The organism is Microbacterium suaedae (genome assembly GCF_003254645.1).
GTDB lineage: Bacteria > Actinomycetota > Actinomycetes > Actinomycetales > Microbacteriaceae > Microbacterium > Microbacterium suaedae.
In genome coordinates this window covers 1-12,438 of sequence record NZ_PNFD01000006.1, presented here as the reverse complement: position 1 = coordinate 12,438, position 12,438 = coordinate 1, and the positions used below count along the sequence as shown (strand labels likewise).

General features: G+C 70.3%; 12 protein-coding genes and 1 rRNA gene. All 13 read right to left on the bottom strand.

The annotated features are described in order from the left end of the window. Positions 1–45: 45 nt before the first annotated feature. Entirely contained in the window at positions 46–876 is an 831-nt protein-coding gene (locus C0012_RS14560; protein ID WP_110590399.1) for an ABC transporter permease, read from the bottom strand. Beyond that, complete coding sequence (locus C0012_RS14555) at positions 873–1,874, bottom strand: ATP-binding cassette domain-containing protein (protein ID WP_110590398.1); 1,002 nt, start codon at positions 1,872–1,874, stop codon at positions 873–875. The genes C0012_RS14560 and C0012_RS14555 overlap by 4 nt, the downstream gene beginning before the upstream one ends. Positions 1,875–1,947: 73 nt before the next feature. Beyond that, a complete protein-coding gene (xerD, locus tag C0012_RS14550; protein ID WP_110590397.1) occupies positions 1,948–2,850 on the bottom strand; it encodes a site-specific tyrosine recombinase XerD in 903 nt (300 codons plus the stop codon). An 11-nt stretch (positions 2,851–2,861) separates the two neighbouring features. Then, positions 2,862–3,428, bottom strand: a complete 567-nt coding sequence (locus C0012_RS14545; protein WP_110590396.1) for an NUDIX domain-containing protein — start codon at positions 3,426–3,428, stop codon at positions 2,862–2,864. Further along, positions 3,425–5,107, bottom strand: a complete 1,683-nt coding sequence (locus C0012_RS14540; RefSeq protein WP_110590395.1) for a CTP synthase — start codon at positions 5,105–5,107, stop codon at positions 3,425–3,427. The genes C0012_RS14545 and C0012_RS14540 overlap by 4 nt, the downstream gene beginning before the upstream one ends. An 87-nt stretch (positions 5,108–5,194) precedes the next feature. After that, positions 5,195–6,883 (bottom strand): DNA repair protein RecN, encoded by a 1,689-nt coding sequence (recN, locus tag C0012_RS14535; RefSeq protein WP_110590394.1) that lies wholly within the window; start codon positions 6,881–6,883, stop codon positions 5,195–5,197. Beyond that, a complete protein-coding gene (locus C0012_RS14530) occupies positions 6,880–7,863 on the bottom strand; it encodes an NAD kinase (RefSeq protein WP_110590393.1) in 984 nt (327 codons plus the stop codon). Before C0012_RS14530 ends, recN begins: the two co-directional genes overlap by 4 nt. A gap of 124 nt (positions 7,864–7,987) precedes the next feature. Next, entirely contained in the window at positions 7,988–8,779 is a 792-nt protein-coding gene (locus C0012_RS14525; protein WP_110590392.1) for a TlyA family RNA methyltransferase, read from the bottom strand. Next, complete coding sequence (locus C0012_RS15825; protein WP_269777962.1) at positions 8,776–8,910, bottom strand: hypothetical protein; 135 nt, start codon at positions 8,908–8,910, stop codon at positions 8,776–8,778. Before C0012_RS15825 ends, C0012_RS14525 begins: the two co-directional genes overlap by 4 nt. Positions 8,911–8,991: 81 nt before the next feature. After that, positions 8,992–10,032 (bottom strand): HAD-IIA family hydrolase, encoded by a 1,041-nt coding sequence (locus C0012_RS14515; protein ID WP_110590390.1) that lies wholly within the window; start codon positions 10,030–10,032, stop codon positions 8,992–8,994. Next, positions 10,016–11,227 (bottom strand): hypothetical protein, encoded by a 1,212-nt coding sequence (locus C0012_RS14510; protein WP_198411155.1) that lies wholly within the window; start codon positions 11,225–11,227, stop codon positions 10,016–10,018. The genes C0012_RS14515 and C0012_RS14510 overlap by 17 nt, the downstream gene beginning before the upstream one ends. Positions 11,228–11,268: 41 nt before the next feature. Continuing rightward, a complete protein-coding gene (locus C0012_RS15510) occupies positions 11,269–12,204 on the bottom strand; it encodes a hypothetical protein (protein WP_162622958.1) in 936 nt (311 codons plus the stop codon). A gap of 162 nt (positions 12,205–12,366) precedes the next feature. Continuing rightward, positions 12,367–12,438 (bottom strand): 5S ribosomal RNA (gene rrf, locus C0012_RS15895); the annotation flags it as partial.

Sequence of the window (12,438 nt, the reverse complement as noted above, 5' to 3'; positions counted from 1 at the left end):
TCGCCGCCGCGCCGACAACCGGGCATGTCGGATCCGCCCCGGAGATCAGTTCTTTCGGTTGTAGATGTACATCGAGATCGGTCCGAAGATCGCGACGAGCACGCCGCAGTACACGAGCACGACGCCGATCGACCCGATGTCGTAGACGCCGTTCATGAGATCGCGGATCGTGGCGACGACGACGCTCACGGGGTTCACGTCGACGAAGGCCTGCAGCCACCCGGGCATCGTGCGCGGATCCACGAAGATGTTCGACACGAACGTCAGCGGCATGAGGATGAACATCGACACACCCATGGCGGCCTGCTCCGTCCGCATGATCAGGGCGACCATCGTCCAGACCCACGACATGCAGAAGCTGAACACGAGCAGCAGGACGAACGACGCGGCGACCCCCGAGATTCCGCCGGCGGGCCGGAAGCCCATAAGGAAACCGACGATGAGGATGATCACGCCCGCGATCGTGTAGCGCACCTGATCGCCGAGGAGCGCGCCGACGAGCTGCGAGGGGCGCCAGACCGGAAGGGAGCGGAAGCGGTCGAAGACGCCCTTCGAGATGTCGCGATTGAGCGTGAGCCCGGTGTACATCGTGATCATGATGAGGGTCTGCACGAAGACCCCGGGGATGAGCCACTGGATGTAGTCGCCGATGCCCCCAGCGAGCGCCCCGCCGAAGATCGTCGAGAACATCACGGTCATCATGACGGGGAAGATCGTGACGTCGAACAGCTGCTCGGGGATGTGCTTGATCTTGAGCAGCGCGCGCCAGCCGTAGGTGATCGACGAGCTGAGAGGGCCGGCCGGGCGCGGACGCTCGCTCTCGGGCAGAAGGACCGTGCGGACTTTCTCGGTGTGCTGCTGCACGTCGGTGCTCATCGAGCCGCCTCCTCGGTCTCGGGCTCGTCAGCGGAATCGTGTTCCTCCGCGGGCTTTCCCGTCAGCGCGAGGAACACCTCGTCGAGGCTCGGCTGCCCGATCGAGAAGGTCTCGATCTCGATGCCGGAGCGATCGAGCGCGGCGAGCGCCTCGGCTGCTGTTCGGTTCTCGGCGAGGCTCGCGGTGAGCGCGGCCGGATCGGCCTCGCGCGTGATGTCGGTTCCGAGGACGCCCGAGAGGATCTCCTCGGCGGCGGGCCGGTCGGCGGGATCGATCACGCGCACGGAGAGCGCGCCCTGACCGATCTGCGCCTTGAGCTGGCCGGGCGTGCCCTCGGCGATGACGCGGCCGTGGTCGATGACGGCGAGGCGGCCGGCGAGCTGGTCGGCCTCTTCGAGGTACTGGGTCGTGAGGAGGATCGTCGTGCCGCCGTCGACGAGCGTGCGGATGATGTCCCACACCTGATTGCGGCTGCGCGGATCGATGCCCGTCGTCGGCTCGTCGAGGAACATCAGCCGCGGCGTCACGATGAGGGATCCGGCGATGTCGAGCCGGCGACGCATGCCGCCCGAGAACTTCTTCACCTGGCGACCCGCGGCATCGGTCAGGCCGAACGCGTCGAGGAGGTCCATTCCGCGGCGGCGCGCCGCGGCGGGTGCGAATCCGTACAGCCGCCCGAGAAGCACGAGGTTCTCGATGCCCGTCAGATCCTCGTCGAGCGACGCGAACTGGCCCGTGAGCGCCACGAGCTCGCGGATCCGCTTCGGCTCGGTGAACACGTCGTGACCGAGCACGCGCGCCTCGCCGGAATCGGGGCGCAGCAGCGTCGCGAGCATCCGCAGAGCCGTCGTCTTGCCAGCTCCGTTCGGCCCCAGCACACCGTAAATGCCGCCCCGCGGGATCGCGAGATCGATGCCATCGACGGCCCGATTGCTGCCGAATGATTTGACGAGCCCGTGCGCCTCGACAGCGAGGGCCTCCTCGGCGGTTCCGGTCATGGCTCCCCTTCCTGCGGAATCGCTCCATCGTCCACGATAGGCGCACGGTTCCGCACCGAGAAGGGGGTTATCCTCACACCGCGCGCGGGTGCGCCGTCTGGTACATGTCGCGGAGCGTGTCAGCCGAGACGTGCGTGTAGATCTGGGTCGTCGCGACGGACGCGTGGCCGAGCAGCTCCTGCACGACGCGCACATCGGCGCCGCCCTGCAGCAGGTGCGTCGCGAACGAGTGCCGCAGCGTGTGCGGCGAGACGTGCGCCGTGAGATGCGCCTGCTCGGCGGCCTTCTGGATCACGAGCCAGGCGCTCTGCCGCGACAGCGGTGCGCCGCGCGCACCGAGGAACAGCTTGGACGTCGCCCGTCCCTTCGCGGCGAGCGCCGGCCGCACACGCGTGAGGTAGGAGTCGACGGCCTCGCGGGCGTACGACCCGACGGGGACGATCCGCTCCTTGTCGCCCTTTCCGCGCAGACGCAGCACCTCCCCCGCCTGCAGGTCGTCGACGTCGAGCCCGATCGCCTCCGACACGCGCGCGCCCGTCGCATAGAGCAGCTCGAGCAGGGCGCGGTCGCGGATGCCGATCGGATCCTCTCCGCTCGGCGCCGCGAGCAGCTGCGCGACCTGCTCGATCGTGAGCGCCTTCGGCAGCTTCTGCGGCTGCTTCGGCGGGGTGAGCCGTGCCGTGGGATCGTGTTCCACGATCCCCTCGCGGGCGAGGAACCGGTGCAGCCCGCGCACGGAGGACTGCAGGCGCGCGAGCGACGACGACGCGGGCGGCGGATCCGCGCGCGCCCGCTCGGCGGCGAAGTCGGCGACGAGATCGGGCGTGACCGATGCGGGATCCTCGATCCCTCGGTCCTCGATCCAGGCGGTGTACACGCCGAGATCGCGCCGATAGGCCGAGACCGTGTGGTCGCTGAGGCCGCGCTCGATCGCGAGGTGCCGCAGATAACTGTCGACGGCGCGCCCGAACTGCACGGTTCAGCCGATCATGCGCCGCAGCGCCGCGCGGCGAGCAGGATCCCGATCGTCATCGCCGCGTTGTGGACGCGCCCCTCGGTCACCGCGCGCACGGCTTCGGCGATCGGCACCCATTCGGCACGGATGTCGGCCTCCTCCGCGTCGCGCGCGAAAGACTGCTCCGTCGGGCGCACGCCCGTCGCGAGGAAGATCCGGATGAACTCGTCGGATCCGCCGGGCGACATCGCGAACGAGCCGAGATCCTCCCAATGCTCGGCCGTGAGATCGGCCTCCTCGGCGAGCTCGCGCTCGGCCGCGGCCCGCGGCTCCTCGTTCGCGATGTCGAGGAGCCCCGCGGGGATCTCCCAGTCGCGCAGACGGATCGGGTGACGGTACTGCTGGATCAGCAGAACGCGGTCATCCTCGTCCATTGCAACGACCGCGACGGCGCCCGTGTGATCGAGATAGTGCCGCACGAGCTCCGTGCCGCCGTATCGGAAATGGTCCTCGCGGACGTCCCACACATAGCCGTTGTAGACGATCTCGCTGCGCGTGATCTCGACCTCGTGCGGCTCATCGCGCAGCTGATCCGTCACTCCTCGACCTCGAACAGCTCGCTCGAGCTGCGACGCTCGACGGCTGCGCCGACGAGGCCGCGGAAGAGCGGGTGCGCCTGGGTCGGACGCGAGCGCAGCTCGGGGTGCGCCTGCGTCGCGATGTAGTACGGGTGCGTCTCACGGGGCAGCTCGACGAACTCGACGAGGTCGAGCTTCGGGTTGATCCCGGAGAACGACAGGCCCGCCGCCGCGATCTGCTCGCGGTAGGCGTTGTTGACCTCGTAGCGGTGACGGTGACGCTCCTCCACCTGCACGGCCCCGTACACCTCCGCGGCGATCGACCCATCGGCGAGCGCCGCCGGGTACAGCCCGAGGCGCATCGTCCCGCCGAGGTCGCCCCCGTCGAGGATCTCGACCTGCTCGGCCATCGTCGCGATCACGGGAGCCGTGGTCTCGGGGTCGAACTCGCTCGACGAGGCGCCCTCGATCCCGGCGACGTTGCGCGCGAACTCGATGACCATGCACTGCAGGCCCAGGCAGAGGCCGAGCGTCGGGATCCCCTGCTCGCGCGCGAAGCGGAGCGCGCCGAGCTTGCCCTCGATGCCGCGGATGCCGAAGCCGCCGGGCACGCAGATTCCGTCGAGGGGAGACAGCTGCTCGCGCGCGCCCTCGGGCGTCTCGCAGAGATCGGACGGGATCCAGCGGATCTCGACCTTCGTGTCCTGCGCGAAACCGCCGGCCTTCAGCGCTTCGGTCACCGACAGATAGGCGTCGGGGAGGTCGATGTACTTGCCGACGAGCCCGATCGTCACCTCGTGCTTCGGGTGGTGCACGGCGTCGAGCACCTTCTGCCAGCGCGACCAGTCGACCTCGCCCGCCTTCGAGAGACCGAGCCTGCGCACGATCACGCCGTCGAGGCCCTGTACATTGAGCGTCGACGGAATGTCGTAGATGCTCGGCAGGTCGACCGTGTTCACGACCGCGTCGGACTCGACGTCGCACATGAGCGCGATCTTGTTCATGTTCTGCTCGGTCACGGGCCGGTCGCTGCGCAGCACGAGGGCGTCGGGCTGGATGCCGACCTGGCGGAGAGCCGCGACGGAGTGCTGCGTCGGCTTCGTCTTCTGCTCACCCGACGCGCCCATGAACGGCACGAGCGAGACGTGCACGAAGAACACGTTGTCGCGCCCAAGCTCGTGGCGGATCTGACGAGCCGCTTCGAGGAACGGCTGCGACTCGATGTCGCCGACCGTGCCACCGACCTCGGTGATGATGACGTCGGGCTTCGGCTCATCCGCCGCCTGCAGGCGCATGCGGCGCTTGATCTCGTCGGTGATGTGCGGGATCACCTGCACCGTGTCGCCGAGGTACTCACCGCGGCGCTCGCGGGCGATCACCTCGGAGTAGACCTGTCCGGTCGTCACGTTCGCCGCCTGCGACAGATTGATGTCGAGGAAGCGCTCGTAGTGGCCGATGTCGAGGTCGGTCTCGGCACCGTCGTCGGTGACGAACACCTCGCCGTGCTGGAACGGGTTCATCGTCCCGGGATCGACATTCAGATAGGGGTCGAGCTTCTGCATCACGACGTGCAGTCCGCGCGCCGTGAGGAGGTTGCCGAGACTGGCCGCGGTGAGGCCCTTCCCCAAAGAAGAGACGACACCGCCCGTCACGAAGATGTGCTTGGTGGTGTCGCCGGTCGCCGCGTCAGAAGTCTGCATCACGGGCTTCAATCCTAACCCCCGGGTTCGGGATCCAGGTGTGTGCGGCTCGTCGGCGCGCTGGGAATGGACTGTGGACGAGCATACTCACTCCGCCGCACGCAGCGAGAGCAGCTCGCGCGCGTGGCTGAGGGCCGCGTCGCTGTCGGCGAGCCCGGAGAGCAGACGCGCCATCTCGGCCTCCCTCGCCTCCCCCGCGAGTCGCGTGACCGAGGAGGCCGTGATGGACCCGTCGCTCGACTTGACGACGCTCAGGTGGTTCGATGCGAAAGCCGCGACCTGCGCGAGGTGGGTGACGGCGATCACCTGCGACGATTCGGCGAGCTTCGCGAGGCGACGCCCGACCTCGATGGCGGCCGCCCCGCCGATCCCCGCGTCGACCTCGTCGAAGATGAACGTCGGCACGGGATCCGTCGCCGCGACGACGACCTCGATCGCGAGCATGACGCGGCTGAGCTCGCCTCCCGAGGCGCCCTTCGCGACCGGCCGTGGCGCGGCGCCGGGGTGCGGCGCGAGGAGGAACGAGATCTCGTCGTGTCCGTGCGCCGACTCCGCACCGCTCGTCACCTCGACGACGAGCGTCGCGTCCGGCATCGCGAGCGCGTGCAGCTCGTCGGTCACCCGCGCACCGAGACTCTCGGCCGCCGACCGCCGTTCGGCGCTCAACCGCTCCGCGGCCGCGTCGAGCTCGGTGCGGGCCGCGTCGCGGCGATTCGCGAGGCGCGTCACGCGCTCGCCGTCGTCATCGAGCTCGGCAAGGCGCGCGGATCCGGTCTCGAGCAAGGCGAGCGCCTCGTCGAGGGATCCGTGCGCACGCACAAGATCCGCGATCGCCGCACGGCGCTCCTCGACGGCGGCAAGCTCCTGCGGGCCCTGCTCGTCGAGGTCGGCGAGGTAGCTCGACAGCTCGACGGCGAGGTCGCTCGCGCGGTAGCTGAGGTCGGCGATCTGGGATCCGATCTGCTCGAGAGCGGGATCCGCGGCGCGGTCGAGGGCACGCGCTGCGTCGCCCAGGAGCGCCGACACGTCGGCGGTGCCCTCCTCGCTCGAGAGAGCCTCGCGCGCGACGAGAGCCGACTCGCGCAGCTGCTCCGCGTTGGCGAGCCGCTCCGCGCGCTCGGCGAGCCGGGTGTCCTCGCCCTCTTCCGGCGCGACGGCCTCGATCTCGCTGAGGGCCGCACGCAGGCGCTCCGCCTCGTCTGCCCGGGCATCGCGCTCGGCGACGAGCTTGCCGAGCTCGCGATCCGTCGTCGTCCATTCCTCATACGCCGTGCGGTAGACGGCGAGCGCATCGCGTACCCGGTCGCCGCCGAAGCGGTCGAGAGCGTCGCGCTGCGCCACCTGAGACTTCAGGCGCAGCTGATCGGTCTGCCCGTGCACGGCGACGAGGAGCGAAGCGAGGTCCACGAGCACTCCGGCCGGGGCCGAGCGTCCGCCGACGGCGGCGCGGCTGCGCCCCTCGGCGGCGATCGTCCGCGAGAGATACAGCTCACCGCGTTCGTCGCCCGCCGGCTCCAGGTCGCCGCCCGCGTCGTGCACGCGATCCGCGACAGCGCCCGCGCTCGGCACATTCCAGACCCCCTCGACCACCGCCTGGGACGCGCCGGACCGGACCGTTCCGCTGTCGGCGCGCTGCCCCATGAGCAGACCGAGCCCCGTGACGACCATCGTCTTTCCGGCGCCGGTCTCGCCCGTGATCGCCGTGAATCCCGGCCCCATGGGCAGGGTGGCGTCGGCAATGACGCCGAGGTCGCGCAGGCGCATCTCCTCGATCACGCGGTGGGGGTCCCTTCGTCGGATTTCGTGTGGGGGGCGGGCGGGATGACGGCGACGGCGTCGGTCATGACGGTTCCGCTCGGGCCGCGCCATCCGTGCACGGGCAGCTGAAACTTGCGCACCAGCCGATCGGTGAAGGCCGCCGGGTGGAGGCGGGCGAGGCGTACGGGGTCTTCCGAGGGACGGACCGAGACGCGCGCTCCGGGAGGAAGCGGATGGGTGCGGCGTCCGTCGCACCAGAGCACACCGTGGGATCCGGCGACGCCCGTGACCTCGACGGCGATCGCGTGCTCGGGGCCGACGACGAGGGGGCGAGCGAACAGCGCGTGCGCCGAGATCGGCACGACGGTCATCGCCTGCACGTTCGGCCACACGATCGGACCGCCCGCAGAGAAGTTGTACGCCGTGGATCCTGTCGGTGTCGCGATGACGCAGCCATCAGCGCCGAAGCTCGACAGGGGGCGGCCGTCGATCTCGACGACGAGCTCGATCATCCGCTCGCGCGCCTCCTTCTCGATGGAGGCCTCGTTGAGCGCCCAGGTCTCGTAGACGACCGCGCCCGACTGATCTCGCACCTTCACCGAGAGGGCGAGGCGCTCTTCGACAGCGAAGTCTCCGTCGAGGATGCGGTGCACGGCTTCATCCATGTCGTCGCGCTCGGTCTCGGCAAGGAAGCCGACGTGCCCCATATTGATGCCGAGCACGGGCGCCGTTCCTCCGCGCACGAGCTCGGCGGCGCGCAGGATCGTGCCGTCCCCGCCGAGGACGACCGCGGCGTCGATGCGCTCCAGCGGCACGTCGACGCCCAGCACGGCCGCGTCGGCGAGCTCAGGGACGATCTCGGCAAGTTCGGCGCGATCATCCGCATCGAAGACGGGCGTGGCACCCTGCTGGCGAATGATGGAGGCGATGCGCGCTGCGGCCTCGACCGTGTCGTCTCGATACGCGTGAGCGACGATCAGGATGCTGCGCGCGTTCATCGTCTCCCTCTGAGTGCTGGGTCCACCGCCGGACGGCTGGCTTCGTCCTTCCATTGTGTCGGATCCGCTCCGCCGCGGGCGACTTGCGGGCCAGCTTCTCGCGATCGTCACCACAGCACCCGGATCAGGACGCCCGCCGGACGAGCGCGTCGACGTCGAGCGCTCCCGGCGCCGAGTCGCTCCGCACGAGGCGCACGACGAACTCGCGATTGCCGTGCGTCCCCGCCAGAGGGCTCGGAATCGCGTCGACCGCGCCGACCCCCAGGGCCTGCGCCGCGTCGAGCACGGCGCGCACAGCGCCGGCCTGAAGCGTCGGATCCTCGACGACGCCGGCGCGGATCCGCTCACGGCCGACTTCGAACTGCGGTTTGACGAGCAGCACGAGATCCGCCGACGGATCGGCCACCGAGACCGCCGCAGGCAAGACCTGCGTGAGCGAGATGAACGAGAGATCGCCCGTGACGATCGTCGGCGGATCCACAACCCCCGTCGCCTCGGCGAGCGATGCGGGCGTCATGAATCGCACGTTCATCCCCTCGACGACGCGCACATCGGGGTCCGCCGCCACGTCCGGGGCGATCTGCCCATGGCCGACGTCGACGGCGAGGACGGGAGCGGCGCCGCGCTCGCGCAGCACCTGCGTGAATCCGCCCGTCGACGCGCCCATATCGAGAGCCGTGCGGCCGGACACATCGATGCCGAACGCATCGAGAGCCGCGATGAGCTTGTGAGCGGCGCGGCTGACGTAGTGGTCGTCTTCTACCTCGATGTGCGCGCCGGAGCCGATCTTCACCGACGCCTTCCGAGCGATTTCGCCGCCGAGCCGCACCCGCCCCTCGGCGATGAGACGCGCGGCGTGCGTTCGCGAGCGGGCGAGCCCGCGCGCCGCGAGCTCGGCGTCAAGCCGGCCGCTCACGCCTCGGACTCGGGCGCCCGTTCGAGCGTGCGCGCGAGCTCATCGTGCAGCGACTGGTACGCCTCCGTGCGCTCAGCGAGAGGCTGCTTCTCGATGAGGCCGAGCCGGTCCACCAGGCTGTCGTCGGTCATGCGTCCACGATACGTCGCGGCCGACCCGACGGCCGCCTGCGAAATGCGCGGCGCGCCCACGGCACCGCGTGATGCTCGCCTTCAGGGGCGGTGGAACGTGTCGCGGTAGAGCCGCTCGGGCACGTCGAAGCCGAAGATCTGCCGGCCCGTCGCCCAGATCGCGTGGGCGCCCGCCCGCAGCAGATCGATGTCGCGGGATCCCTCGCTGAGGATCTCGACCTCCGGCCCATCGCCGACACGCACGCGAGCATCGCCGACCGTCGTCACGTCGCCGCGGCGCGTGACGGCCGGGTACGGCTCGAACATCTCACGCAGATCACCCAGGATGTACGTCGGACGCGCGTGCGTCGGGGCAGCGAGGACGTGCTTGGGCCGGTCAATCCCCGTGAGCACGATCGCCGACTCGACGCCCGCGGCCTGCGCGCCCTGGATGTCGGTGTCGAGCCGGTCGCCGAGCATGAGGGGCTTCGTCGCGCCGAAGCGGGCGACGGCCGCGTGGAAAATGGGAGCCTCCGGCTTGCCCGCGACGGTCGCAAGCCGGCCGACAGCCGTGTGGACCGCGGACACGAGCGTGCCGTTGCCGGGCGCGACGCCGCGATCGCGCGGGATCGTCCAGTCGGTGTTCGTCGCGATCCACGGGATCCCGCCCTCGTCCTCGGGTGTCGCGAGCGCGAAGGCCGCTTCAGCGAGATCTGTCCACGCGACGTCGGGGTTGAAGCCCTGCACGACGGCGGCAGGTGCGTCCTCCGCGCTGCGCGTGACGACGTATCCGGCCTTCTCGAGCTCGACGACGAGCCCCTCACCGCCCACGACGAGGATCGTGGATCCGGCTGGAACCTTCTCTGCCAGCAGGCGCGCGGCGGCCTGAGGGCTCGTCACGACGTCATCCGCTCGCGTCCCAAGCCCGAGATCGGCGAGGTGCGACGCGACGGCGGCATCGGTGCGCGAGGCATTGTTCGTGATGTAGCCGAGGCGACGCCCCTCGGAGGCGGCCCGGTTCAGGCTCTCGATCGCGTGCGGAACGGCGCCCGGCCCTGCGTAGACGATGCCGTCGAGATCGGCGAAGACGACGTCCACGCCGTCGAGCGGGCTCGGGTTGGTCTTCTTAGAAAAGAGCGCCATCGGGGCGTTCATCCTCCGGTGCGTCGGTCGCGGGGCGCGAGGTGGCAGGGGCGTCACCGGACGCGTCCACGGGCTCATCGGCGCGAGCAGCTCCCGACTCACCGGTCCCATCGTCGGCACCGGAATCAGGGCCATCGGCGCCACCGAGGTCGCCCGAGGCGCCATCCTCATCGTCGACGATCCCCGCCTCGGCGAGGATCTCCGCGACCTCGTCCGCGATGCTCGCGTCGTCGACGGGAGCGGTGTCCTCGACGGAGACGTCGTTCGCGCTCCGGGGCTCCGATGCGCTGTCCTCCGGCGTCGCTGCGCCCGGCACGGGCGCGGCGCCGTCGGCCGGCGCATCAGCGGCACGCTGTTCCTCCGCTTCGGAGGGCGCGTCACGGCCCGAAGGCTCCTCCGCTTCCGCTGCAGCTTCCGCGTCTGCTGTGCCCGCGTCGACCGTGGCCGCGGAGTCACCGGACGTCTGGGCGTCGCCACCAGCGGAAAGGTCGGACTCCGACGCGGTTCCGGCACCGGCCTCAGCCGAGGCCTCGCCGCCGTCCCCGCGTTCGGTCGCCTGCTCAGGGTCGCCGTCGCCGACGGAGGCCCCGGTGTCCTCGCGCGCGTCCTCGGCCCCGGCACGGGGGTGGTCGATGACGATCTCGTCGATGACCACGGTGTCGTCTTCGGCGAGTCGCGACGCGATCGCATCCTCCGCGATCTGTGCGCGGCGCAGCCACTCCGAGGCTTCCTCCGTGCGCCCAAGATCCTCGAGCACGGCCGCGCGAGCCGCGAACAGCCCGGCGCTCCACTCGAAGGCACGATTCGGATCGTCCTCGGGGATATCAAGTTCGTGCAGCGCGAGCTCGACCTGGCCGAGATCGAGTCGTGCCCCGGAGAGCGCGATCGCGAGTTCGACGCGCTGCGACACCTCGAGGGTGTCGCGATCGACGTGACGCCCTTCCTCGAGCGCCTTCTCGGGGCGGCCGACACCGCGCTCGCTGTCGACGATCATCGCAATGTGATCGTTCCGCCCCGTGATGCGCCGCACCGTGCGCAGCTCGCGAAGCGCGAGAGCGAAGTCGCCCGTGGCATAGGCCGTGATCGCGAGCGTCTCGCGGACGACGCCGACGCGTCCCGCATGGCGCATGGCCGCCTGTGCATGCTCGTGAGCGAGCTGCGGGTCGTCGTCGATCGCGCGGGCCGCCATCGCCATGTGGCGCGCGACGCGCTCCGCGTTGTCGTCGCTGAGTGTCTTCAGTTCATTGCGCGCCGACGGCAGCAGGTCCTTCGGCGTGATGTCGTCCGGAAGGACCGGATCGGGGGTGCGGTCGAAACGGCGGTCGTCGTCACGCTCGGAGCGACGGTCATCGCGCCGGTCGAAGCCGCGGTCATCACGGCGCCCGCCGCGGTCGTCGCGGCGCGGCCCGCGTGATTCGTATCCGCGTCGATCGTCCCGGCCTGCGCCTCGGTCGTCACGGCGCGGCCCGCCACGGAAGGCCCCCTCGCGGGATCCACCGTCGCCGCCGCGATATCCGCCACGGCCGCCGTCACGGGAACCACCATCGCGACCGCGGTAACCACCGCGATCGCCGTCGCGCGAACCACCAGCACCACTGCGGTAGCCACCACGGTCACCGTCGCGCGATCCACCGTCGCCGCCGCGATATCCGCCACGGCCGCCGTCGCGGGATCCACCGTCACGACCGCGGTAACCACCACGGTCACCATCACGCGAACCACCGGCACCACCGCGGTATCCACCACGGTCGCTGTCGCGCGATCCACCAGCACCACCGCGGTATCCACCACGGTCACCGTCACGGTATCCACCTCGGCCGCCGTCGCGGTATCCACCACGGTCACCATCGCGGGAACCACCGGCACCACCGCGGTAGCCACCCCGGTCGCCCCCCGCGTTACCGCGGGGCCCACCGCGACCGCCATCGCGGGATGCGTCATCACGTCCGCGATAGCCGCCGGAGTCTCGGGCACCACTGTGGGAGCCGCGGCGGTCCCCGCCGTCGCGCGAACCACCATCGCGCCCACGGAAGCCCCCACGATCGGATCCACCGCGATCATCGCGGGATCGATCGCGGCCCGATCCGGAGCGACCGGAGTCACGCGAACCGCCATCTCGGCCTCGGTGCGAGCCGGAGCCGCCCGAGCGGGGAGGACGACCATCGCCGCCACGGCGGTCGCGCCTGTCGTTGCTGTCGTCGGTGGCCATGTCCACTCCCCTATTGTGCGCGGGGCTCCCCCACGCGTTCGTCAACCTGCTGCGTCGAGCCTAGAACTTGCCCGTAACGCACGAAAGGGCCGCCCAACAATGGGCGACCCTTCCGTCTAAGTAAAGTCCGGCGGCGACCTACTCTCCCACACCGTCCCCGGTGCAGTACCATCGGCGCTGAGAGGCTTAGCTTCCGG

Bases quoted from the DNA above. Each gene is read 5' to 3' on its own strand.
- C0012_RS14555 (WP_110590398.1), bottom strand. From the start codon at position 1,874: ATGACCGGAACCGCCGAGGAGGCCCTCGCTGTCGAGGCGCACGGGCTC.
- C0012_RS14560 (WP_110590399.1), bottom strand. From the start codon at position 876: ATGAGCACCGACGTGCAGCAGCACACCGAGAAAGTCCGCACGGTCCTT.
- C0012_RS14540 (WP_110590395.1), bottom strand. From the start codon at position 5,107: ATGCAGACTTCTGACGCGGCGACCGGCGACACCACCAAGCACATCTTC.
- C0012_RS15825 (WP_269777962.1), bottom strand. From the start codon at position 8,910: ATGACCGACGACAGCCTGGTGGACCGGCTCGGCCTCATCGAGAAGCAG.
- C0012_RS14510 (WP_198411155.1), bottom strand. From the start codon at position 11,227: ATGGCGATGGCGGCCCGCGCGATCGACGACGACCCGCAGCTCGCTCAC.
- C0012_RS14530 (WP_110590393.1), bottom strand. From the start codon at position 7,863: ATGAACGCGCGCAGCATCCTGATCGTCGCTCACGCGTATCGAGACGAC.
- C0012_RS14515 (WP_110590390.1), bottom strand. From the start codon at position 10,032: ATGGCGCTCTTTTCTAAGAAGACCAACCCGAGCCCGCTCGACGGCGTG.